The following is a 23192-nucleotide window of genomic DNA, read 5'->3' on the forward strand; positions in this document are numbered from 1 at the left end:
CCCTTCGCTCGTTAGGATGGGCACCCACCCCGTCGCCGCGACCGAAGGGCCCCCATGAACCTCTCCCCGGCCGGAGTCCCCGACAAGTTCCTCCCCCTCGGGCTGACGTACGACGACGTGCTGCTGCTGCCGGGCGAGACCGACGTGATCCCCAGCGAGGTCGACACCACGACCCGGCTGACGCGCGGCATCTCGCTGCGGATCCCCCTGGTCTCGAGCGCGATGGACACCGTCACCGAGTCGCGGATGGCGATCGCGATGGCCCGCGAGGGCGGCCTCGGCGTGCTGCACCGCAACCTGTCGATCGAGGACCAGGCCTACCAGGTGGACCTGGTCAAGCGCACCCAGACGGGCATCATCAGCAACCCGGTCACGATCGGCCCCGACGCGACGCTGGAGGAGCTCGACGAGGTCTGCGGGCAGTACCGCGTCTCCGGCCTCCCGGTCGTCGACACCCAGGACCGTCTGCTCGGCATCGTCACCAACCGAGACCTGCGCTTCACCCCCGTCGCGGAGTGGGCCACGACCAAGGTCGACGAGGTGATGACCCAGATGCCGCTCATCACCGGCCCGCCCGGCATCTCCCGCGAGGACGCCACGCTCCTGCTGCGCAAGCACAAGCGCGAGCGCCTGCCGCTGGTCGACGAGACCGGTCACCTCGCCGGCCTCATCACGGTCAAGGACTTCGTCAAGAGCGAGCAGTTCCCCAAGGCCAGCAAGGACGCCGACGGCCGGCTCATGGTCGGCGCGGCGGTCGGCTACTTCGGAGACGCGTGGCAGCGCGCGACCACCCTGGTCGAGGCCGGCGTCGACGTGCTCGTGGTCGACACCGCCCACGGCCACGCCCGCCTGCTGCTCGACATGATCCACAGGCTCAAGTCCGACTCCGCCCTGCGGCACGTCCAGGTCATCGGCGGCAACATCGCGACCGGCGCCGGGGCCAGGGCCCTGGTCGAGGCCGGGGTCGACGCGGTCAAGGTCGGCGTCGGGCCCGGGTCGATCTGCACCACCCGCGTGGTCGCGGGCGTCGGCGTACCCCAGGTCACGGCGGTGTACGACGCCGCGCAGGCCTGCGCCGAGGCCGACGTCCCGGTCATCGCCGACGGCGGCCTGCAGTACTCCGGCGACATCGCCAAGGCGCTCGTCGCCGGTGCCGAGTGCGTGATGGTCGGCTCGCTGCTGGCCGGGTGCGAGGAGTCGCCGGGCGAGCTGGTGTTCGTCAACGGCAAGCAGTACAAGTCCTACCGCGGCATGGGGTCGCTCGGTGCCATGTCGAGCCGAGGCAAGAAGTCGTTCTCCAAGGACCGCTACTTCCAGGCCGACGTGACCAGCGACGACAAGATCGTGCCCGAGGGCATCGAGGGCCAGGTCGCCTACCGCGGCCCGCTCTCCGCCGTCGCGCACCAGCTCGTCGGCGGGCTGCACCAGTCGATGTTCTACGTCGGCGCCCGCACGATCCCGGAGCTGCGGGAGCGCGGCCAGTTCGTCCGCATCACGCCGGCGGGGCTCAAGGAGAGCCACCCCCACGACGTACAGATCACCGCCGAGGCGCCCAACTACACCCGCTGAGCCGCTGGGGTGCGGTTTCACTAGGTACCTAGTGAACCTGTCACTCCCCAAGCGAAACTTCGCTCGGGGAGTGACAACATCACTAGGTACCTAGTGAAACCGAAGCGGCCCCGTCAGGCGCGGGCGGTCACCAGCCGCGCGCGGACGGGTACGTCGACCGGGCCGTCGCCGGTGACTCCGAGCCGCTCGCCGCAGCGCCGCATCAGCGCCTCGCGGTGGGCCTCGTCGAGCGAGGCGACGTAGACCCCCGCCGGCCCGACGCCGAGGGTGAACGGGTGCCACCACTCCTCGAGCGAGGGGAACCCGACGCTCAGGTCGACCGCCTCCTCGGTCACGTCGGCGAGCCCGGCGTCGCGGAACAGCTGGACGAGCTGGCCGGGGCGGGCGCCCGGGAGGTGGTCCTCGTGCGGGCCCTGCGGGTCGAGGTCGTGGACGGCGGCGAAGAAGAAGCCCAGCGGGCCGTGCTCCGGCGCGAGGTTCCACAGCGTCGCGGCCACGGTCCCGCCGCGGGTCACACGGGCCATCTCGCGCAGCCCGGCCACGGGGTCGGCCATGAAGTTGACGACCAGGTTGGCCGTCGCCAGGTCGAACGACGCGTCGGGCCAGGGCAGCGACTCGGCCCCGCCGCGGCGTACGTCGACCCCGGGCAGCCGCGAGCCGAGCGCCTCGACGAACGAGGTGGACGGGTCGACCGCCGCCACGGACGCGGCGCCGAGCCGCTCGACCAGCAGCGAGGTCAGCGCCCCCGGGCCACAGCCGACGTCCACGGCCCGCTGCCCCGGGCCGATCGGCAGGCGCTCGACGAGGGCCCGGGAGAGGGGCCCGGAGAAGCGCCCCATGAACGCGTCGTACGCCGACGCGGCGACCGCGAAGCTCATCGACTCCTCCTCGTGACGCGAGGGTCGCCGCCGGACGGGCGGGCCACCTGCGCACATGGTCGAGCCCCGGGCGTGCGCGGTCAAGGTGCCGTCCGTCCCGCCCGATAGGCTCGGCCCGTGCAGGAGATCGAGATCGGCCGTGCCAAGCGGGCCCGTCGGGCCTGGTCCTTCGACGACGTCGCCATCGTGCCGTCGCGCCGTACGCGTGACCCCGAGGAGGTCTCGACCGCCTGGCAGATCGATGCCTACCGCTTCGAGATCCCGGTCGTCGCGGCGCCGATGGACTCGGTGATGTCGCCGGCCACGGCCGTGCAGTTCGGCAAGATGGGCGGGCTCGGCGTCCTCGACCTCGAAGGCCTCTGGACGAGGTACGACGACCCGAGCGACCTGCTCGCCGAGGTCGCCTCGCTCGACGAGGGACGCGCGACCCGGCGCCTGCAGGAGATCTACGCCGAGCCGATCCGGCCCGAGCTGATCGGGCAGCGGCTCCAGGAGATGCGCACGGCCGGCGTGACCGTCGCGGGCAGCCTGTCGCCGCAGCGCACCAAGGAGTTCGCCAAGGCCGTCGTCGACGCCGGCGTCGAGATGTTCGTCATCCGCGGCACGACCGTGTCCGCGGAGCACGTCTCGAGCCAGGCCGAGCCGCTCAACCTCAAGGAGTTCATCTACGAGCTCGACGTGCCGGTGATCGTGGGCGGGTGCGCGACCTACCAGGCCGCGCTCCACCTCATGCGCACCGGCGCGGCCGGGGTGCTCGTCGGGTTCGGCGGCGGCGCCGCCCACACCACCCGCACGGTGCTCGGCCTCTCGGTCCCGATGGCGTCGGCCGTGGCCGACGTCGCCGCGGCGCGTCGCGACTACATGGACGAGTCCGGTGGTCGCTACGTCCACGTCATCGCCGACGGCTCGATCGGCAAGTCGGGCGACCTGGCCAAGGCGGTCGCCTGCGGCGCCGACGCGGTCATGATCGGCTCGCCGCTGGCGCGCGCGACCGAGGCCCCCGGCCGCGGCTTCCACTGGGGCAGCGAGGCGTGGCACCCGCACCTGCCGCGCGGCGAGCGCATCCACATCGGCACGTCCGGCTCGCTCGAGGAGGTGCTGTTCGGCCCCTCGACGACCCCCGACGGCACGATGAACCTCGTGGGCGCGCTGCGCCGCGCGATGGCGACCACGGGCTACACCGAGCTCAAGGAGTTCCAGCGCGTCGAGGTCGTCCTCCACGGATGACCGGCCCGTGAACGACTGGGAGCCGTGGCTCGTCGCCACCGCCGCGCTGCACCTCGGGTTCCAGCTCACCGTCACCGCCGTGGTCTACCCGGCGCTGGCCGACGTACCGCCCGCGGACTGGTCCGCTGCGCACGCGGCGCACTCGCGCCGCATCTCCTACGTCGTGGCCGCGGCCTACCTGCCCCTGCTCGGCGTCGGCCTCTGGGCGTTGGTCGACGGTCCGGTCGACGTGGGGCTCGTCGTCGCGGCCGTCGGGGCCGCGGTCTCGTTCCTCACCACCGCCGCTGTCGCCGCCCCGACCCACGGGCGGCTCGGCTCCGGCCGCACCGACGCGCTGGTCGCCCGGCTCCTCGTCGCCGACCGGGTCCGCCTCCTCGGCGCGGTCGTGTGCCTGGCCGGAGCGCTGGTCGCCGTGCTCGCAGGCTGAGCGCCCGGATCGGCCGACCGGCGGGGGAGGCCGGCGAGCGACGGTGTCATCATCTGCCCATGAAGGTCGACCTCACCGTCCTGGCGATCCCGGTGTTCTTCGGCTCGATGGGTGCGGAGTACGCCTGGCAGCGGGCCCACCCGGTCGAGCCGGGCACGCGCGCCGGGGACTACCAGCTCGCCGACACCCTGGCCAGCCTCAGCATGGGCGTGGGGAGCCTGGCGGCGCCGTACGTCGCCAAGAAGCTGCTCGACCCGGTGACGCCCGGTGTCGGGAGGTACGGCAAGGCGTTCCTGGGCCTCGGCCTCGCGGCCGCGGTCGCCACGACCGTCGGCGACGTGGTCCGCAAGCGGCTGCGCGACGGCAGGCTGCCCGAGCCGCAGACACTGCCCGACGACGTACGCGCGGTGCAGGACGAGCTCGCCGAGCTGCGGCAGGCCAAGGCCACCCCGCGCGCCGAGCGTCCCCGCCGCACGCGCACGCTGACGAAGGCGCACGGGGCACTCGCGGCCAGCGCGGTCCTCAGCACCGCGCTCACGACGAGCACGGTCTGGGCCGCGCACACGACCGGGCGGGGGCTGTTCGGCCGCGGCCTGAAGGACCTCGGCACCGGCAAGGTGGCCTGGGCGACCGCGATCCTGGGCTGGGACTTCATCTACTACTGGAACCACCGCCTCGACCACGAGTCGCGCTGGCTCTGGGCGATGCACGTCGCGCATCACTCGAGCGAGCGCTACAACCTCTCGACGGCACTGCGGCAGCCGGTGGCCGAGAGCCTCGTGCTGTCGGTGCCCTACGGCCTGCTGGCGTTCCTCGGCGTCCGCCCCGAGCTGATCGAGCAGGCGCGCGGGATCAACCTGATCTACCAGTTCTGGATCCACACCGAGGCGGTGCGCTCGATCGGGCCGCTGGAGAAGGTCCTCAACACCCCGAGCCACCACCGGGTGCACCACGGCTCCAACCGGCGCTACCTCGACCGCAACCACGGCAGCATCCTCATCGTCTGGGACAAGGTTTTCGGCACCTTCCAGGAGGAGGACGAGCCGGTCGTCTACGGGCTGACCAAGAACATCGACTCCTACAACCCGGCGGTGATCGCGACCCACGAGTGGCGCGACATCGCCGAGGACGTCGCCACCGCCGAGACCTGGCACGACCGCTGGTCGTTCCTGCTGCGCGGCCCGGGCTGGGCCTACGAGCGCCGCGACCGCACGGCCCGCGAGGTCGAGGCACTCGTCGCCTCCTGACCACGACCGCCCGGACCGGCACAACCGCGGCGACCCGGGTCCCCTCGCGCCGCGGGGGCGCCCGGCGGCTTGCAGTGTGCCGGTCCGGGAGACCACCCAGGAAATAGTTGACGTGTCACGGTGGTTGCACCGACACTGACCAAGAGAGGTGATCCGCATGCCTGCTGTGACCGTCCCCGACTTCACCGTCCTGCCGCGTGTCGACCGTCCGGGCCTCGACGCCCGCCCGCGCGACGTCGTCCAGGTGACGACCGCGCCCCGCGGCTTCGAGGGCGAGGGCTTCCCGGTGCGCCGCGCGTTCGCCGGCGTCGACCTCGCCCGTCTCGACCCGTTCATCCACATGGACCAGATGGGCGAGGTGGAGTACGCGCCCGGCGAGCCCAAGGGCACGCCCTGGCACCCGCACCGCGGCTTCGAGACCGTGACCTACATGATCGACGGGGTCATGCAGCACCAGGACTCCCACGGCGGCGGCGGCCTGATCACCAACGGCGACACCCAGTGGATGACGGCCGGCAGCGGCCTGCTCCACATCGAGACCCCGCCCGAGGAGCTCGTGACGAGCGGCGGGCTGTTCCACGGCGTCCAGCTGTGGGTCAACCTGCCGCGCACCCTCAAGATGGCCGCTCCCCGCTACCAGGACATCCGCGGCGGGCAGGTCGCCCTCCTCTCGTCGTACGACGGGGCGTCGCTGCTGCGCGTCATCGCCGGTTCCCTGGCCGGCCACGAGGGGCCGGGCTCGACCCACACGCCGATCACGCTCGTGCACGCCACCGTGCAGCCGGGCGGGCGGCTCGAGCTGCCGTGGCCCACGGAGTTCAACGCGCTCGCCTACGTGCTGGCGGGCCGTGGCACGGTCGGCGCCGAGCGGCGGCCCCTGGTCAGCGGCCAGCTTGCGGTCTTCGGCTCCGGTGACGCGATCGAGCTGACCGGCGACCCTCGCGACACAGGCGCGCAGAGCCCGGCGCTCGAGGTGCTGCTGCTCGGCGGGCGGCCGATCCGCGAGCCCGTCGCGGCCTACGGCCCGTTCGTGATGAACACCCGCGCCGAGCTGATGCAGGCCTTCGAGGACTTCCAGGCCGGCCGGCTCGGCACGATCCCGAGCGAGCCGCACCCAGGTCACCTGTCCTGACCCGCTCACTCGGGCGCCGGGGCACACTGGCGGCATGACCGCCCTGAGCCCGGACCAGCGCGCCACCGCCCTCGAGACGATGGCGGCCCCGCCGGGCGGGGAACTGGACGTGCTGGTGGTCGGCGGGGGAGTGACCGGTGCGGGCATCGCGCTCGACGCGGTCACGCGCGGCCTCTCGGTGGGCCTGGTCGAGCAGCGTGACCTCGCCTCCGGCACGAGCAGCCGCAGCAGCAAGCTGATCCACGGCGGGCTGCGCTACCTCGAGATGTACGACTTCACCCTCGTGCGTGAGGCGCTGGCCGAGCGCGGCCTGCTCATCACGCGGCTGGCCCCGCACCTGGTGCGACCGGTGCCCTTCGTCTACCCGCTGACCTCCCACCTCGAGCGGCCCTACGTCGGGGCCGGGCTGGCGCTCTACGACTCGCTGGCCGCGGCGTCGCCATATCCCCGGGGCGTGCCGCTGCACCGCCACCTCTCCAAGCGCAAGGCGCTGCGCGTCGTGCCCGACCTCAAGCCGGAGGCGCTCACCGGCGCGGTGCAGTACTGGGACGCCCAGGTCGACGACGCCCGCCACACGATGATGGTCGCCCGCACCGCGGCCACCCACGGCGCCCACGTGGCCACGCGCGCCAAGGTGACCGGCTTCCTGCGCGAGGGCGAGCGGGTCACCGGCGTGACCGCCCGTGACCTCGAGGCGGGCAGCGACCTCGAGATCCGCGCACGCGTCGTGGTCAACGCCGCCGGCGTCTGGACCGACGACATCCAGGAGCTCGTCGGTGGTCGGGGCGTGATGCACGTCCAGGCCAGCAAGGGCATCCACCTCGTGGTGCCGCGTGACCGCATCCGTTCGCGCAGCGGGCTGATCCTGCGCACCGAGAAGTCGGTGCTCTTCGTCATCCCGTGGGGCCGCCACTGGATCATCGGCACCACCGACACCGCCTGGGACCTCGACAAGGCCCACCCCGCGGCCTCGCGCGCCGACATCGACTACCTTCTCGAGCGCGTCAACGCGGTCTTCCGCGAGCCACTGCGCCACGAGGACGTCGAGGGCGTCTACGCCGGCCTCCGGCCGCTGCTGTCCGGCGAGTCCGAGCCGACCAGCCGGATCAGCCGCGAGCACACGGTCGCCACGCCCGTGCCGGGCCTCGTGCTGATCGCCGGCGGGAAGTACACCACCTACCGCGTGATGGCCAAGGACGCCGTCGACGCGGCCGCCCACTCGCTCGGCGGCGGCGTCCCGCGCAGTATCACCGAGCGGGTGCCGCTGGTCGGGGCCGAGGGCTATGCCGTGCGCTGCAACCAGGTCGACACCCTCGCGCGGCGTGCGGGCATCCACCCCGCTCGCGTGGAGCACCTGCTCGGCCGGTTCGGCGACCTCGTCGACGAGGTCCTCGAGCTCATCGTCGGCGACCACGGGCTCGGCCGGCCGCTCGAGGGCGCGGAGGACTACCTGCGCGCCGAGGTGGTGTACGCCGTCACGCACGAGGGCGCGCGCCACCTCGACGACGTGCTGTGCCGGCGCACGCGCATCTCGATCGAGACCTTCGACCGCGGCATCGCCTGCGCCCGGCCGGCCGCGGAGCTGATGGCCGGCCCGCTGCGCTGGTCGGCCGAGCAGCTGGACGAGGAGGTCGACCACTACCTGCGCCGGGTCGCTGCCGAGCGCGCCAGCCAGGAGAAGCTCACCGACCAGGAGGCCGACGAGGCCCGGGTCACCGCGAGGGACGTCCTGGGGCTCTGACCCGGGCCGTCACGGGATCGTCGTCCGCGCGTTGCCCGGAGTTCGGCGTACGACGGGGCCGTCAGGGCGCATAGTGAGCCCGTGATCAGTCGCAGAACCTTCCTCGGTGCGTCGGCCGGCGGCGCGGCCGCTCTCGGAGCGGGACACCTGCTGGGTGGCGAGGCCCTCGCGGCCACCGGGCTGCCGTCGCCCGCGGCGTCCGGCATCGAGCACGTCGTCGTCGTGATGATGGAGAACCGCTCCTTCGACCACTTCCTGGGCTGGCTTCCCGGCGCCGAGGGCAAGCAGTCCGGGCTGCGGTTCCAGGACCGCTACGGCAGCTGGCACTCGACCTATCACTCGACGAAGTTCTCCACCTGCGGCTTCAACGACCCCGACCACTCCTTCGAGGGCGGCCGCGTGCAGCTCAACGGCGGCCGCAACGACGGCTGGCTGCGCTCGGGGGTCAGCGACCGGGCGGCGATCTCCTACTTCACCAAGCCGGACCTGCCGTTCATCGGCCAGGCCGCCGCGGAGTGGACGACGTGCGACCGCTACTTCTCCGCGATCATGGCCGAGACCTATCCCAACCGGTTCTACCTGCACGCCGCGCAGACCGACCGCCTGCACAACAACACCGACCAGTGCCACCTGCCGACGATCTGGGACCGGTTGAAGGCCAAGGGTGTGAGCGGCACCTACTTCTTCAGCGACATCCCCTTCACTGCACTCTGGTATGACCACCTGCTCGACATCTCCAAGCCCTTCGGCGCGTTCCTCACCCAGGCTGCGACCGGCACGCTGCCGAACTTCTCGATCGTCGACCCGCGCTTCGAGGACGAGGGCTCGGGCACCTCCAACGACGACCACCCGCATGCCGACATCCGCGCCGGCGAGGCGTTCCTCAACCAGGTGTACGACGCCGTCCGCACCAGCCCCGCGTGGGACAAGACCGTGCTGGTCGTGACCTTCGACGAGTGGGGCGGGTTCTTCGACCACGTGGTGCCGCCGCGCGCGGCCGACTCGGTGCCCAACCACCGGCTGCGCGGGTTCCGCGTGCCGACGATCGTGATCAGCCCTCGCGCCCGGCGCCGCCACGTCGCCCACAACACCTACGACCACGCCTCGATCCTCAAGCTGGTCGAGTGGCGCTGGGGGCTCGCGCCGCTGTCGCAGCGCGACAAGTACGCCCGCAACCTGGCCGAGGTGCTCGACTTCTCGTCCCCACCGCGGCTCGCCTCACCGACGTTCTCGGTCCCGCCGTTCGTGTCGGCGGGCTGCCCGACCGAGGACGCGCAGGGCTCGGAGTACGCCGAGTGGCCGGCGTTGAAGAAGCTCGCCCTGAAGCTCGGATGGGAGCTCCCGGCATGACGCGCACGCTCCGCCCCGTCGTCCTCCTGCTCTCCCTGGCCATCGCGGCTGCCGCCGTGCTCGTGCTGGTCGTGACGCCCAGTCGCTCGCAGGCCTCGGTCCGGCCGCTCGGCGTGGCCGCGCGGATGCGCTCCGCCGCCCGGGCGAGCGCGCCCTCGATCAGCCGCTACGTCCCGCCGGTCCGGCACGTCTTCGTGATCAACCTCGAGAACAAGGGCTACGACAAGACCTGGGGGCCGGGCTCCAAGGCGCCGTACCTCGCCACGACCCTGCGTCGCAAGGGCGTGCTGCTCAACGCCTACCACGGCACCGCGCACAACTCGCAGCCCAACTACGTCGCGCAGGTCAGCGGCCAGGGCCCCAATCCCGACATGCAGGCCGACTGCCAGGTCTTCTCCCCGTTCCAGGGCAGCGGCACCGAGGCGCCGGGGCAGTACCGCGGCGTCGGCTGCGTCTTCCCCCGCACGGTCCGCAACATCGGCCGCCAGCTCACCGCCCACTCGCTGAGCTGGAAGGGCTACATGGAGGGCATGAGCCGCGCCTGCCAGCACCCGGCAGTCGGCTCGCAGGACCCGACCCAGAAGGCCACGGCCACGCACGCCTACGCGGTGCGGCACAACCCGTTCATGTACTTCCGCAGCATCATCGACCACCCGGCGTACTGCCGGCGCCACGTCGTCCCACTGGCGCGGCTGCGGACCGACCTCGAGCGGGTGCGCACCACGCCCCACCTGACCTACATCACCCCCGACCTGTGCCACGACGGCCACGACGCGCCCTGCGCCAACGGCGAGCCCGGCGGCCTGGTCTCGGTCAACCGGTTCATGCGGCGGTGGGTGCCGCGGATCCTGCAGTCGCCCGCCTACCGGCGCAACGGCATGCTCGTGATCACCGCCGACGAGGCCGACTCCCCGCAGAGCGACGCCTCGGCCTGCTGCGGCGACGACGGGCCGACGACCAACTCCCCGCTGCCCGGCATCTCGGGCTTCGGCGGCGGCACCATCGGCGCGCTGGTGATCTCCCGCTGGACGCGTGCCAACACCTGGAGCAGCACGCCCTACAACCACTACTCGCTGCTCGCCTCGCTCGAGGAGGTCTTCCGCCTGCCCAAGCTCGGCTACGCCGCCCGCGCCGGCCGCGACCGGTTCGGGCTCGACGTCTACAACAACGGCTGGCAGCTGCGCTGACGCCGGGCCCCGCGTACTCCGACGTACGCGCTGGACAAATCGGACATCAGCAGCAGGTACGTCGGGGTACGCCGGGCGGCGGGGTCAGTTGACCTGGCGGTCGCGGCCCTCCCAGTACGGCGCGCGCAGCTTGAACTTCTGCAGCTTGCCGGTGGCGGTGCGGTCGAGCACCTCGCGGAACTCGACCGACGAGGGCGCCTTGTAGCGCGCGAGCCGGGACTTCACGTAGTCGATCAGCTCCTGCTCGGTCAGCGTCGAGCCCTCGCCGAGCACGACGAGCGCCTTGATCGTCTCGCCCCACTTCTCGTCGGGTACGCCGATCACCGCGACCTCGGCGACGTCGGGGTGGCTGAAGATCGCGTCCTCGACCTCGATCGAGGAGACGTTCTCGCCGCCGGTGATGATCACGTCCTTCTTGCGGTCCTGGATCGTGAGGTAGCCGTCGTCACCGATCACGCCCCCGTCCCCGGTGTGGAACCAGTCGTCGGCCAGGCAGCGCGCGGACTCCTCGGGGTTGTCCCAGTAGCCGTCGAGGCAGACGTTGGAGCGCGCGAGCACCTCGCCGTCCTGGAGCGACAGCGACACCCCGATCGCCGGGGCGCCGGCACGGACCAGCTTGGCGGCGCGCTCCTCGGCGGACAGGTCGTCCCACTCCTGCCTGGTGCGGTTGACCGTGAGCAGCGGCGAGGTCTCGGTCAGGCCGTAGATCTGGATGAACTCCCAGCCGAGCTCCTCCTGCACCCGCACGATCGTCTTGGTCGGCGGGGGAGCGCCGGCCACCACGATGCGCACGCGGCCCCGGCCGGGGACCTCGCCCTCCCAGTCGGGCAGCGCGTCGAGGACCGCGGCGATCACCGCCGGGGCGGCGCACATCAGCGTGACGCCGTGCTGCTTGACGCGTCGCAGGATCTCGGCACCGTCGACCTTGCGCAGCACGACCTGGGGGACGCCGAGGGACGTGGTCACGAACGGCATGCCCCAGCCGTTGCAGTGGAACATCGGCAGCGTGTGGAGGTAGACGTCGCGGTCGGTCACCCCCACGTGGAGGCCGAAGGTCAGCGCGTTGGTCCACAGGTTGCGGTGGGTCAGCTGCACGCCCTTGGGCCGTGCGGTCGTGCCGGAGGTGTAGTTGATCGTGGCGGTGGCGTTCTCGTCGGGTGCGGACCAGGGCGTGGGGTCCTGCGAGCCGGCGAAGAGGTGCTCGTCCTCACCGATCACGAACCGGTGCTCGGCGTTCACCCCGGCGAGGGACTCCTCCACCTCGGGGTCGACGAACAGCACGCGGGCCCCGGAATGCTCGACGATGTAGGAGACCTCGTCGGGGGAGAGCCGGAAGTTGATCGGCACGAGGATCCGACCGTAGCCGCAGATGCCGAAGAACGCGGTCAGCAGGCGGGCCGAGTTGTGCGACACCATCGCGACCCGCTCGCCCTCGGCGATGCCCAGGTCCTCCATCGCGCGGGCCATGCGTCGCGCCCGGGCCGCCAGCTCGGCGTACGACATCTCGCCCAGGGACGGGGCGGGCTGCTGCGGCTCGTCGACGACGCCGGTGCGCTCGCCGTACACCTGCTCCGCGCGGCGGATGAAGTCGTTGACGGTCATGGGGACCTGCACGGGAACCTCCGGGAAGGACGGGGATACGCTGAGGCGCGGTGTGACGGGCGTCTCGCCCCGACCTTAGTCACGAGGTGATGGGCGCCTCTAGGCGTCCTGCCGGATCCCAGATACCCTCGGTATATGAACGCTCCGGACCCGAACGACGGCACCACGACCGAGCTGCGCGACCCCGACCACGACCCCAGCGCGTCGCTGGCCCTCGAGCCGCAGCACGTACGCCGCCTGACCGGCCTCCTGCTCGCCACCAGCGGCGAGACCAAGCCGGCGATCTCCCCGATCAACGGCCAGCCGCTGGGCGACATCCCGCAGTCGACCGAGGCCGACGTGGCGGAGGCGTTCAAGCGCGCGCGCAAGGCGCAGGCCACGTGGGCCCGCACCACGCTCGAGGAGCGCGCCGAGATCTTCCTTCGCCTGCACGACATCGTGCTCGAGCGCCAGGACGAGATCATGGACCTGATCTGCTGGGAGTCCGGCAAGGCCCGCAAGCACGCCTTCGACGAGCCGCTGCACATCGCGCTGACCGCCCGCTACTACGCCCGCACCGCTCAGCAGCACCTCGGCACCACGCGCGTGGCGGGCGTCGTGCCCGGCCTGACGCGGGTCGAGGTCAACCGCATCCCCAAGGGCGTCGTCGGCATCATCAGCCCCTGGAACTACCCCTTCACGATGGCGCTGTGCGACGGACTCCCGGCCGTGATGGCGGGCAACGCCGTCGTCGCCAAGCCCGACGCCCAGACCATGCTGAGCGCGCTGATCGGCCTGGAGATCATGGAGCAGGCGGGCTTCCCCAAGGACCTGTTCCAGATGGTCGCCGGCCCCGGCCGCGTGATCGGCACCGAGATCATCAACCGCGCCGACTACATCTGCTTCACCGGCTCGACCGCCACCGGCAAGCTGATCGCCAAGCAGTGCGCCGAGCGGCTGATCGGCTGCTCGCTCGAGCTCGGCGGCAAGAACCCCATCCTGGTGCTGCGCGACGCCGACCTCGACCGCGCGGCCGAGGGGGCCGTGCGTGCGGCGTTCTCCAACGCGGGACAGCTCTGCGTCTCGATGGAGCGGATGTACGTCGCCGACCAGGTCTACGACAAGTTCGTCCAGAAGTTCGTCGACCGGGTCAACGCGATGAGCCTCGGCGCGAGCACCGACTGGGGCGTCGACATGGGCTCGCTGATCAGCCAGGACCAGCTCGACACGGTCGTCGCCCACGTCGAGGACGCGCGCAGCAAGGGCGTGCGCATCCTCACCGGCGGCAAGGCGCGACCGGACCTCTCGCCGTACTTCTACGAGCCGACCGTCCTCGAGGGCACCACCCCCGACGTGACCTGCTTCGGGGAGGAGACGTTCGGACCGGTGATCTCGATCTACCGGTTCTCCGACGAGGACGACGCGGTCGAGCGGGCCAACGACGGCGACTACGGCCTCAACGCCTCGATCTACAGCCAGGACGGGCAGCGGGCGCGCGAGATCGCCCGGCGGATCAAGTGCGGCACGGTCAACATCAACGAGGCGTTCGGCGCGACCTTCGCCAGCATCGACTCCCCGATGGGCGGCATGCGCGAGTCCGGCATGGGCCGTCGCCAGGGCGCCGAGGGCATCCTGCGCTACACCGAGCCGCAGGCCGTCGGGACCCAGCGCCTGCTGCGGTTCGCCCCCATGTTCGGCATGAGCGACCAGGCCTACGCCAAGTTCATGACCGCCAACGTCAAGCTCATGACCAAGCTCGGCCGCAAGTGAGAGGCTCCACCCTGTGACCACCAGCACGACCTTCGACTTCGACGTCCTCGTCATCGGCTCCGGCTTCGGAGGGTCCGTCTCGGCGCTGCGGCTGACCGAGAAGGGCTACTCCGTCGGCGTGATCGAGGCGGGCGCGCGCTTCACCGACGAGGACTTCGCCAAGACGTCCTTCGACCTCAAGCGCTACCTCTTCCGCCCCGAGATCGGGTGCTACGGCATCCAGCGCATCGAGGCCGTGCGCGACTCGCTGATCATGGCCGGCGCGGGGGTCGGCGGCGGCTCCCTGGTCTACGCCAACACGCTCTACGAGCCCCTCGAGCAGTTCTACAAGGACCCGCAGTGGGCCGACATCACCGACTGGAAGTCCGAGCTCGCGCCCTACTACGACCAGGCCAAGCGCATGCTCGGTGTCGTCGAGAACCCGCTGCGCACCCCGGCCGACGAGGTGATGGAGAAGGTCGCCAACGACCTCGGCGTGGGGGACACCTTCCACCCGACCCCGGTCGGCGTCTTCTTCGGCGGTCCGGAGGCCCAGCAGGGCGAGGAGGTCGAGGACCCCTACTTCGGTGGCGCCGGCCCCAAGCGCAACGTGTGCATCCAGTGCGGTGACTGCATGACCGGGTGCAAGTACAACGCCAAGAACACCCTGGTGAAGAACTACCTCTACCTCGCCGAGCAGAAGGGCGCCGTGGTGATGCCGCTGACCACGGTCACCCGGATCACCCCGCTCGAGGGCGGCGGCTACGAGCTCAAGGTGAAGTACACCAAGGCCAAGCTGCGCAACGGCAGGTCGGTGACCCGCACCCTCACCTGCGAGCAGCTGGTGATGGCGGCCGCCGCGATCGGCACGCAGAAGCTGCTGCACAAGATGAAGGCGCAGGGCCACCTGCCCGAGCTGTCGGACCGGCTGGGCTACCTCTCGCGCACCAACTCCGAGGCGATCCTCGGCGCGATCGCCCCCGACACCAAGATCGACTACAGCCAGGGCATCGCGATCACGTCGAGCTTCCACCCCGACGCCGACACCCACGTCGAGCCGTGCCGCTACGGCAAGGGCAGCAACGCGATGTCGCTGATGCAGACCGTGCTCACCGACGGCGACGGCCCGGTGCCGCGCTGGCGCACCTGGCTCAAGGAGCTGTGGCTGCAGAAGGGCAGCATGTTCGACCTGTACGACGTCCGGCACTGGTCCGAGCGCACCGTCATCGCGCTGGTCATGCAGACGCTGGACAACTCGATCACGACCTACGCCAAGCCCATCCCCGGCACCAAGAAGTGGCGCCTGACCTCCAAGCAGGGGCACGGCGAGCCCAACCCGACGTGGATCCCGGTGGCCAACCAGGTCGTGCGCAAGATGGCCGACATCATGGGCGGCACGCCCGGAGGTGCGATCGGCGACCCGTTCAACATGCCGATGACCGCGCACTTCATCGGCGGCGCCACGATCGGCCGCTCGCCCGAGGACGGCGTGGTCGACGCCTACCAGCGGGTGTTCAACTACCCCGGCCTGCACATCGCCGACGGCTCGGCGATCTCGGCCAACCTGGGCGTCAACCCGTCGCTGACGATCACCGCCCAGGCCGAGCGCGCGATGTCGTTCTGGCCCAACAAGGGCGAGGCCGACCCCCGCCCGGCCCTCGGCTCGACGTACGAGCGGATCGACCCGGTCGAGCCGGCCCACCCCGCCGTCCCGGCCTCCGCGCCGGCCGCCCTGCGGCTCCCGATCGTCGCAGTCAGCTGAGGGGCGCTGGGTCCAGTTTCACTGGGTACCTAGTGATGTTGTCACTCCCCGAGCGAAGTTTCGCTCGGGGAGTGCCAGTTCTGCCGCACGAGTACGCCGCGCCAGCGGCCCGGGCGGCGTACGGCGAGGGCGGGCTACGCCCGCACGTGCTCGACCAGCCTCCGCGCGAGCTCGACCGAGGCCTCGATCTCGACCCGGCGGATCGACACGCTCTCGACGTTGACCCCGACGGGCACCCCGAGCCCTCGGCAGAACGCGACGAGGTCCACCGCGGCGGCGTAGGCCTGCTCCATCGAGGTGGCGAGCGTGTCGGCGGAGTGGCGCAGGTCGTTCTCGATCCACCGCGGCACCTCGACGCCGAGCCACCGCAGGAACTCCAGGGTCCGCATCGACCCGCAGACCGAGAGGGTGAGGACGACCGGCGCCGGGTCGCCCCCGCGGGCCCGGCACTCGTAGGCGTAGTCCGAGACCAGGTTCTTGGCCGCGTTGGTGTCGAAGACGATCTGGGTCACGAAGAACGCGCAACCGGCCTCCTGCTTGGCGATCAGCCGCAGGTGCTCGTCGCCGCGCCGGTCGTGGCGCTCGGGGATCGTCACCCCGCCGAGCAGCAGGTCCGGGTTGAGGTCGCGGCGCAGCCCGTGCGCCTGGGTGAGCGACAAGGGCGCCACCGCGTCGGCGCTCGCGGCCCCCACCAGAACGGTGGCGACGCGGGAGGGGTCCTGCGACGACAGCCACGAGCCGAGCGAGCCGGCGTCGTACTTCCCGACGGCGCGGTAGACGACCACCGGCGTCGGCCAGTCCCCCAGGTGCGCGGCGAGGTAGTCGGCCGGGTCGATCGTCGGGCTGAACGGGAACGGCCGGTCCACCTCGGTGCGGGAGCTCTCGTCGTCGATGTCGTAGAGCACGAGCCCGTCGAGGTCGAGCGGGCGCAGGCGGTCCATCGTCGCGGCCGCGACCTCGGCCACGCGCGCGGGATCGGTCGAGAGCCGCGGGGGAGTGATCGCGAACAGCACGAACCCGCCCTGCTGCTCCCGAAGGCGCGCCAGCACGTCCACGCCCCCGACCGTAGTGCCCGCGGGCGCACCCGGCAGGCGAGGGTCAGCCGAGGGTCGAGACCACGTCCCGCACGAGCGCACCGAACCGGTCGTCCAGGTCGGGGTCGGGGGTGAACCCCATCCGCAGGACGACCAGCCCCTCGGAGGGGATCACGGCCATGCTCTGGCCGTCATGGCCCAGCGCCTCGAAGGTGTCGAGCGGCATGCGGTCGTCGTACGCCGTCCCGTCGGCCTTGCGGTTGAGCCACCACCCGGCGCCGTACGGCTGGTCCTCCTCGGTCTCCTCGGCCCTCGTCGCGGTCGTCGCCTGACGCATCCAGCCTGCGGGCAGCAGGCGGCGGGGACCGACCTTGCCGTCGTCGAGCGCGAGCTGGCCGATCGCGGCCCAGTCGCGCGGCGTCGCCCAGCCGTACGACGAGCACACCGGTGTGCCCGAGGCGTCCGGCTCGACCACGAAGGAGGAGAGCCCGAGCGGGCCGAAGAGCTGCTGGTGGAGCAGGGAGGCGTCCGAGCCGGTGCGGTCGAGCAGGATGTCGCAGAGGAGGGTCGTGGAGCCGGAGGAGTACTGCAGGTGCTCGCCGGGCGGGTGGGCGAGCGGCTGGGAGGCGACGTAGCCGCCCATGTCGTTCTCGACGTAGAGCATCCGCGTGATCGGGGTGCCGAGCGCGTAGGTCTCGTCCCACGCCAGGCCGCTGGTCATCCGCATCAGCTCGTCGACGGTGATCCTCGACCGGCCGTCGGTCCACTCCTTGCGCAGGTCGTCGTCGTCGACGGAGACGCGGCCCTCGGCGACCAGGCGGCCGACGAGCAGGTTGGTGACCGACTTGGTCATCGACCAGCCGAGCTGGCGGGTGTCGGCGCTGAACCCGTCGGCGTAGCGCTCGGCCACGACGCGGCCGTCCTTCACCACGACCACCGCGCGGGTGCCCAGCGCGGCGCGGTCCCCGGCCGACAGGTCGGACCCGAAGGCCCGGTCGATCGCCGTGTCCAGCTCGGGGGCGGGCGGGCCGTCGGTCACCGGCGAGGCGCCGGTGACGACCGGAACCTCCGGGACGCGGGGCGTGCCGCCGAGCGTGCAGCCGTAGCCGGAGGTGAAGTGGGCCGTCTGCTTGGCCAGGAGCCCCAGCAGCGACCCCGTGACCTTGCCCTTCGACGAGGAGGTCCTCAGGAACGGGACGAGCGGGTTGGGCGGCAGGTCGTCCTGGGGGTCGTCCCGGCCGGCGAGCAGCTCGACCGCGCAGGCGTTGTGGGCGGCGTACCCGGTGCCGGTGAGCAGCAGCGGACGGGCGTAGAGGTAGCCCCCGACCAGCGCCACGACCAGCAGCAGCACCAGCACGAGGAGCACGCGACGGACGACTCGGACCATGGCGGCAATCTAGGCCCGGCGGTCGAGCCCCGGCGGGACCCCAAAACGTGTGTCAGGGCCCGGCGAGAAAGGGAGGGAGAGAGCGCCAGGCCCTGACATGTCCACGCAGCTGCCTGGACCATGACCAGTCCTCGGCCTGGGAGGGAGAGAAACGCCGAGTCTGGTCACTGGCGCAACGACCCGGGCCGGGAAGCGTTACGGGCGGTCACGAAGTTTTTTCGCCGGCGTCCGGGCGCTAGACTCCAAGCCCCCTCCACCGGCCCTGCCCCGGCCACGAAAGGTTGCGTGTGAGCACCTCTCACGACCTGGTCCTCGTCGTCGACTTCGGCGCGCAGTACGCCCAGCTGATCGCCCGCCGGGTGCGCGAGGCGCGCGTCTACTCCGAGATCGTCCCGCACACCATGCCGGTCGCCGAGATGCTCGCCAAGGGTCCCCGCGCCATCGTCCTGAGCGGCGGGCCGTCGTCGGTGTACGCCGAGGGCGCGCCAGGCATCGACCCGGCCCTGTTCACGGCCGGGGTCCCGGTGTTCGGCATGTGCTACGGCTTCCAGCTCATGGCGCAGGCCTGCGGCGGCGAGGTCGCTCCCAACGGTGTCCGGGAGTACGGCCGCACGCCGGTCCGGGTGACCGAGCCCGGCACCCTGCTCGCCGAGATCCCCACCGAGCACCGCGTCTGGATGAGCCACGGCGACTCCGTCGTCGCCGCTCCGGAGGGGTTCTCCGTGCTGGCGACCACCGGCGGCTCGCCCGTGGCGGCCTTCGAGGACCTCGAGCGGCGTCTCGCCGGGGTGCAGTGGCACCCGGAGGTGATGCACTCCGAGCACGGCCAGGCCGTGCTGACCCACTTCCTGCACAAGATCGCGGGGTGCCGGCCCACCTGGACGATGGTCAACATCGTCGAGGAGCAGATCGAGGCGATCCAGAAGCAGGTGGGCGACGGCCGGGCGATCTGCGGCCTGTCCGGCGGGGTCGACTCCGCGGTCGCCGCCGCGCTCGTCCAGCGAGCGATCGGCGACCGTCTGACCTGCGTGTTCGTCGACCACGGCCTGCTCCGCAAGGGCGAGGCCGAGCAGGTCGAGCGCGACTTCGTCGCCTCCACCGGCGTCTCCCTGCACGTGGTCGACGCCCAGCAGCGCTTCCTCGAGGCGCTGGCCGGGGTCAGCGACCCCGAGGAGAAGCGCAAGATCATCGGCCGGGAGTTCATCCGCGTCTTCGAGGCTGCCGAGGCCGAGGTCGTCGGCGAGGCCGCCGAGCAGGGCGACAAGGTCCAGTTCCTGGTCCAGGGCACGCTCTACCCCGACGTGGTCGAGTCCGGCGGCGGCGCCGGCACCGCCAACATCAAGTCCCACCACAACGTCGGCGGCCTGCCCGAGGACCTCGAGTTCCACCTCGTCGAGCCGCTGCGCACCCTGTTCAAGGACGAGGTCCGGCTGGTCGGCGAACAGCTGGGCCTGCCGGCCGAGATCGTCTGGCGGCACCCGTTCCCGGGCCCGGGGCTCGGCATCCGCATCATCGGGTCGGTCACCAAGGAGCGGCTCGACATCCTCCGCGACGCCGACGCGATCGCCCGCGAGGAGCTCACCAGGGCGGGGCTCGACCGCGACATCTGGCAGTTCCCGGTCGTCCTGCTGGCCGACGTACGCTCCGTGGGCGTGCAGGGCGACGGCCGCACCTACGGCCACCCGGTCGTCCTGCGCCCGGTCACCTCCGAGGACGCGATGACCGCCGACTGGGCGCGTCTGCCCTACGACGTGATCGAGACGATCTCGACCCGCATCACCAACGAGGTGCGCGAGGTCAACCGGGTCACGATCGACGTCACGTCCAAGCCCCCGGGCACCATCGAGTGGGAGTAGCTTTCGCGGTGTGAGTGACGTCGTCTCGCACTACACCGGCGAGGGCGACCTGGGCAGCGCGATCCGCGACGCGCTGGCCGCGGCCGGCACCGACACCGACGGCATCTCCACGACCGCGCTGGCTCCGGTCGACGAGTTCCACATCCGCGGCCGCGCGGCGAGGCTGGCGATCATCGCCGCGCTCGCGGTCGACGAGGACGCGGCCGTCCTCGACGTCGGCAGCGGTCTCGGTGGTCCGGCGCGCACCGTCGCGGAGGTCGTCGGCTGCCACGTCACCGGCGTCGACCTGACCCCCGAGCTCTCTGCCTGACCGCGACCGAGCTGTCGGAGTGGACGGGCCTGGGCGATCGCACGAGTTTCGTCACCGGCGACGCCACGGCGCTGCCGTTCGCGGACGATGCGTTCGACGCCGCGATGACGATCCACGTGTCGATGAACATCGCCGACAAGGCCGGCATGCTGCGCGAGGCGCGGCGGGTGCTGAGGCCCGGCGGGCGCTTCGTCGTGTACGACGTGCTGCAGGGTCCGGACGGGGAGATCCACTTCCCGGTGCCGTGGGCACGCGACCCGTCGACCAGTCACCTGGTGACCCCCGACGAGATGCGGGCGCTCCTCGGTGACGCAGGCTTCTCGGTGGTCGAGGAGACCGACTCCTCGGCCGCGAGCCGGGACTGGTTCAGCGCGATGGCGGCGCGCATCGCGGCGTCCGGCCCGCCGCCGGTGACCTTCGCGGCCTTCCTGGGGAACGACTTCGCCGAGATGGCCCGCAACCAGGTGGCCAACCTCGCCGAGGAGCGCATCCGGACCGTGACCTTCGTCTGCACCTGACCGCGCACCAGGGTCGGCTCGTGGCGGCGGAGCGGCTCCCCCTTCGGGGAACGACCGTGACCTGCGGTGCTCCCGGTGGTTCCTGCCGCGCCACGGTGGGGTCCGTGCCACACGCCCGCCCGGTTTCCTTGCAGGGCACACGGGTACCGACAGGACATGGCTATCAAATACACGACCCCCGGACTCGACCAAGCCGACGCCGAGCGCATCATCGCGCTGCTCCAGTCGCGCCTGCACGCCGCCAACGACCTCCACCTGACCCTCAAGCACGTGCACTGGAACGTCGTGGGCCCCCACTTCATCTCCGTGCACGAGATGATCGACCCGCAGGTCGAGGAGGTCCGCGGCTTCGCCGACGACATCGCCGAGCGCATCGCGACCCTGGGCGGCTCGCCCAAGGGCACGCCGGGCGCGCTGGTGCAGGAGCGCACCTGGGACGAGTACTCCATCGGCCGCGCCTCCACCCAGCAGCACCTCGGGGCGCTGGATGTCGTCTACCAAGGCGTCATCACCTCCTACCGCGAGGCGATCGAGGAGGTCGGCAAGCTCGACCCGATCACCGAGGACATGCTCATCGGCCAGACCGACAAGCTCGAGCTGTTCCACTGGTTCATCCGCGCCCACCTCGAGGACCAGGGCGGCGCGCTCGTCACCGAGGGGGCGAGCTCGGAGGTCGAGGGCGCCGCGGCAGGCGCCGAGACGGAGTAGCACCAGCAGCACAGCACCACCAGAGGTCGGGCACACGAGCCACTCGAGGCCGTCGCGGGCAGGTCCCGCGGCGGCCTCGTCGCGCGTCCAGGTGGTCTGCAGGTGCCCGGGGGCAGCATGGGGCAGGGCCGGGGTCGCCCCGGGTCCTTCCCGGGCTTCGGGCGGGGCGCACGTCCTCGGGCGCGTCCCGTCCCTAGACTGGGTCGACACCGGAGCGGACAGGAGGGCGAGATGGTCGGGCTGCTGGACTCCTTCGTCGGTCGTGCCCGCGGCACGGTCACGGACTTCCTGGTCAGACGCACGGGCGGGGTCGACCTCACCCGGGTGGACAAGGTCCCCGAGCGGCTGTCGTGGCCGCTCGTCCGCCACGGGTTCGACCCCGTGCCCCGACTCGACGCCCTGCGGGAGCGCGAGCCGCTGGCCAAGCTGACCTCGTTCCTCGGCATCACGGTCTGGGTCGTCACCGGCGATGCCGAGTGCCGAGAGGTGCTGGCGCACACCACGGCGTACTCCAACGACATCAGGCCCTACGTCGGCAAGGCCGGCGACGCGACCAGCGGCGACATCGGGGGCCTCGGCTTCACCGATCCGCCCGAGCACTCGCGGCTGCGCCGGCTGCTGACCCCCGAGTTCACGATGCGCCGCCTCGAGCGGCTGCGTCCCCGCATCGCCGACCTGGTCGAGGCCCAGCTCGCGGCCACCCGCGCCGGCGTCGGTGAGGACGGCGTGGTCGACCTCGCCGAGCACTTCGCGTTCCCCGTGCCGTTCCTGGTGATCTGCGAGCTCCTCGGCCTGCCCGACGAGGAGCGCGCCCGGGTGCGCGAGCTGACCACCGCGCGCTTCGACGTGACCTCCGGCGGCACGGGCGTCTTCGGCGCCGTGGCCGGCTCCCGCGAGTACCTCCTCGACTTCACCCGTCGCCAGCGCCAGGACCCGGGCGACGGCCTCATCGGCCAGATCATCCGCGAGCACGGCGACGAGATCAGCGACTTCGACCTCGCCGGCCTCGCCGACGGCGCCTTCACCGGGGGCCTGGAGACGAGCGCGTCGATGCTCGCGCTCGGCACCGCACTGCTGCTGGAGCACCCGGAGTGGTTCTCCCGGCTCGCCGACGAGCCCGGCATCGTCGAGCCCGTGGTGGAGGAGCTGCTGCGCTACCTCTCGGTCGTGCAGATCGCGTTCCCGCGCTTCGCCAAGCAGGACATCGAGGTGGCCGGCAAGCGGATCAAGAAGGGCGACGTGGTGATCGCCCACCTCACCGGCGCCTCGCGCGACACCCGCGCCGGCCACGACGGGTCCTTCGACCCGACCCGCGACCACCCCGGCCGGCACCTGGCCTTCGGGCACGGCTTCCACCGGTGCGTCGGGGCCGAGCTGGCGCGCCTCGAGCTGCGCATCGCGTTCCCCGCGCTGGCCCGCACGTTCCCCGACCTGCGCCTGGCCACCGACGTGGGCGAGCTGCCGTTCCGCGAGCGGTCCATCGTCTACGGCGTCGACGCGCTACCCGTCCGCCTGTCCTGAGGCAGGGG

At 71.8% G+C, this 23192-nt stretch carries 19 protein-coding genes; 15 read left to right on the forward strand and 4 right to left on the reverse strand.

The window, feature by feature from the left end:
- Positions 1–54: 54 nt before the first annotated feature.
- Entirely contained in the window at positions 55–1569 is a 1515-nt protein-coding gene (gene guaB / locus J2S63_RS17290) for an IMP dehydrogenase (RefSeq protein ID WP_310304797.1), read from the forward strand.
- A gap of 113 nt (positions 1570–1682) precedes the next feature.
- Here guaB and J2S63_RS17295 read toward each other — a convergent pair whose 3' ends face one another.
- Positions 1683–2447: a class I SAM-dependent methyltransferase gene (locus tag J2S63_RS17295; RefSeq protein ID WP_310304800.1), complete on the reverse strand. Its 765-nt coding sequence runs from the start codon at positions 2445–2447 to the stop codon at positions 1683–1685.
- 117 nt (positions 2448–2564) lie between these two features.
- On the opposite strand from J2S63_RS17295, the gene J2S63_RS17300 reads away from it, so the two are divergent.
- From J2S63_RS17300 to J2S63_RS17330, 7 genes are all read left to right on the forward strand, one after another.
- Entirely contained in the window at positions 2565–3674 is a 1110-nt protein-coding gene (locus J2S63_RS17300) for a GuaB3 family IMP dehydrogenase-related protein (protein WP_310304802.1), read from the forward strand.
- Positions 3675–3681: 7 nt separating this feature from the next.
- On the forward strand, positions 3682–4101 hold the full coding sequence (locus tag J2S63_RS17305; RefSeq protein WP_310304804.1) for a hypothetical protein: 420 nt from the start codon (positions 3682–3684) through the stop codon (positions 4099–4101).
- A 59-nt stretch (positions 4102–4160) separates the two neighbouring features.
- A complete protein-coding gene (locus tag J2S63_RS17310) occupies positions 4161–5348 on the forward strand; it encodes a sterol desaturase family protein (RefSeq protein ID WP_310304806.1) in 1188 nt (395 codons plus the stop codon).
- Between the two features lie 157 nt (positions 5349–5505).
- Entirely contained in the window at positions 5506–6480 is a 975-nt protein-coding gene (locus J2S63_RS17315; RefSeq protein ID WP_310304808.1) for a pirin family protein, read from the forward strand.
- 34 nt (positions 6481–6514) lie between these two features.
- Entirely contained in the window at positions 6515–8221 is a 1707-nt protein-coding gene (glpD, locus tag J2S63_RS17320; protein WP_310304810.1) for a glycerol-3-phosphate dehydrogenase, read from the forward strand.
- Positions 8222–8302: 81 nt separating this feature from the next.
- Complete coding sequence (locus J2S63_RS17325) at positions 8303–9571, forward strand: alkaline phosphatase family protein (protein WP_310304812.1); 1269 nt, start codon at positions 8303–8305, stop codon at positions 9569–9571.
- Positions 9568–10758 carry an alkaline phosphatase family protein gene (locus J2S63_RS17330; RefSeq protein WP_310304814.1) on the forward strand — a complete coding sequence of 397 codons (1191 nt, stop codon included), beginning with the start codon at positions 9568–9570 and terminating at the stop codon, positions 10756–10758. Before J2S63_RS17325 ends, J2S63_RS17330 begins: the two co-directional genes overlap by 4 nt.
- Positions 10759–10842: 84 nt before the next feature.
- Here J2S63_RS17330 and J2S63_RS17335 read toward each other — a convergent pair whose 3' ends face one another.
- Positions 10843–12360, reverse strand: a complete 1518-nt coding sequence (locus tag J2S63_RS17335) for an AMP-binding protein (RefSeq protein ID WP_310304816.1) — start codon at positions 12358–12360, stop codon at positions 10843–10845.
- 135 nt (positions 12361–12495) lie between these two features.
- Here J2S63_RS17335 and J2S63_RS17340 point away from each other — a divergent pair, with 135 nt between their 5' ends.
- Positions 12496–14109 carry a succinic semialdehyde dehydrogenase gene (locus J2S63_RS17340; RefSeq protein WP_310304818.1) on the forward strand — a complete coding sequence of 538 codons (1614 nt, stop codon included), beginning with the start codon at positions 12496–12498 and terminating at the stop codon, positions 14107–14109.
- Between the two features lie 13 nt (positions 14110–14122).
- Positions 14123–15850: a GMC oxidoreductase gene (locus tag J2S63_RS17345; RefSeq protein ID WP_310304819.1), complete on the forward strand. Its 1728-nt coding sequence runs from the start codon at positions 14123–14125 to the stop codon at positions 15848–15850.
- Positions 15851–15984: 134 nt separating this feature from the next.
- On the opposite strand, the gene J2S63_RS17350 is transcribed toward J2S63_RS17345, so the two are convergent.
- Together J2S63_RS17350 and J2S63_RS17355 are read right to left on the reverse strand one after the other, a co-directional pair.
- Complete coding sequence (locus J2S63_RS17350; protein ID WP_310304821.1) at positions 15985–16905, reverse strand: methylenetetrahydrofolate reductase; 921 nt, start codon at positions 16903–16905, stop codon at positions 15985–15987.
- Between the two features lie 43 nt (positions 16906–16948).
- A complete protein-coding gene (locus J2S63_RS17355; RefSeq protein ID WP_310304823.1) occupies positions 16949–18271 on the reverse strand; it encodes a serine hydrolase domain-containing protein in 1323 nt (440 codons plus the stop codon).
- 287 nt (positions 18272–18558) lie between these two features.
- On the opposite strand from J2S63_RS17355, the gene guaA reads away from it, so the two are divergent.
- From guaA to J2S63_RS17380, 5 genes are all read left to right on the forward strand, one after another.
- Positions 18559–20127, forward strand: a complete 1569-nt coding sequence (gene guaA / locus J2S63_RS17360) for a glutamine-hydrolyzing GMP synthase (protein WP_310304825.1) — start codon at positions 18559–18561, stop codon at positions 20125–20127.
- A 10-nt stretch (positions 20128–20137) separates the two neighbouring features.
- Positions 20138–20437, forward strand: coding sequence for a hypothetical protein (locus J2S63_RS17365; RefSeq protein WP_310304827.1), 300 nt, complete (start codon positions 20138–20140; stop codon positions 20435–20437).
- A gap of 71 nt (positions 20438–20508) precedes the next feature.
- Positions 20509–20955, forward strand: coding sequence for a class I SAM-dependent methyltransferase (locus tag J2S63_RS17370; protein WP_310306732.1), 447 nt, complete (start codon positions 20509–20511; stop codon positions 20953–20955).
- Positions 20956–21111: 156 nt separating this feature from the next.
- A complete protein-coding gene (locus J2S63_RS17375) occupies positions 21112–21663 on the forward strand; it encodes a Dps family protein (protein ID WP_310304829.1) in 552 nt (183 codons plus the stop codon).
- A gap of 231 nt (positions 21664–21894) precedes the next feature.
- Entirely contained in the window at positions 21895–23184 is a 1290-nt protein-coding gene (locus tag J2S63_RS17380; protein WP_310304831.1) for a cytochrome P450, read from the forward strand.
- Positions 23185–23192 lie beyond the last annotated feature (8 nt).

The sequence above is a fragment of the Nocardioides marmoribigeumensis genome (genome assembly GCF_031458325.1).
Classification (GTDB): domain Bacteria; phylum Actinomycetota; class Actinomycetes; order Propionibacteriales; family Nocardioidaceae; genus Marmoricola_A; species Marmoricola_A marmoribigeumensis.

Bases quoted from the DNA above. Each gene is read 5' to 3' on its own strand.
- J2S63_RS17340 (WP_310304818.1), top strand. From the start codon at position 12,496: ATGAACGCTCCGGACCCGAACGACGGCACCACGACCGAGCTGCGCGAC.
- J2S63_RS17310 (WP_310304806.1), top strand. From the start codon at position 4,161: ATGAAGGTCGACCTCACCGTCCTGGCGATCCCGGTGTTCTTCGGCTCG.
- J2S63_RS17380 (WP_310304831.1), top strand. From the start codon at position 21,895: ATGGTCGGGCTGCTGGACTCCTTCGTCGGTCGTGCCCGCGGCACGGTC.
- J2S63_RS17355 (WP_310304823.1), bottom strand. From the start codon at position 18,271: ATGGTCCGAGTCGTCCGTCGCGTGCTCCTCGTGCTGGTGCTGCTGCTG.
- J2S63_RS17335 (WP_310304816.1), bottom strand. From the start codon at position 12,360: ATGACCGTCAACGACTTCATCCGCCGCGCGGAGCAGGTGTACGGCGAG.
- J2S63_RS17315 (WP_310304808.1), top strand. From the start codon at position 5,506: ATGCCTGCTGTGACCGTCCCCGACTTCACCGTCCTGCCGCGTGTCGAC.
- guaB (WP_310304797.1), top strand. From the start codon at position 55: ATGAACCTCTCCCCGGCCGGAGTCCCCGACAAGTTCCTCCCCCTCGGG.
- J2S63_RS17295 (WP_310304800.1), bottom strand. From the start codon at position 2,447: ATGAGCTTCGCGGTCGCCGCGTCGGCGTACGACGCGTTCATGGGGCGC.
- glpD (WP_310304810.1), top strand. From the start codon at position 6,515: ATGACCGCCCTGAGCCCGGACCAGCGCGCCACCGCCCTCGAGACGATG.
- J2S63_RS17330 (WP_310304814.1), top strand. From the start codon at position 9,568: ATGACGCGCACGCTCCGCCCCGTCGTCCTCCTGCTCTCCCTGGCCATC.
- J2S63_RS17375 (WP_310304829.1), top strand. From the start codon at position 21,112: ATGGCTATCAAATACACGACCCCCGGACTCGACCAAGCCGACGCCGAG.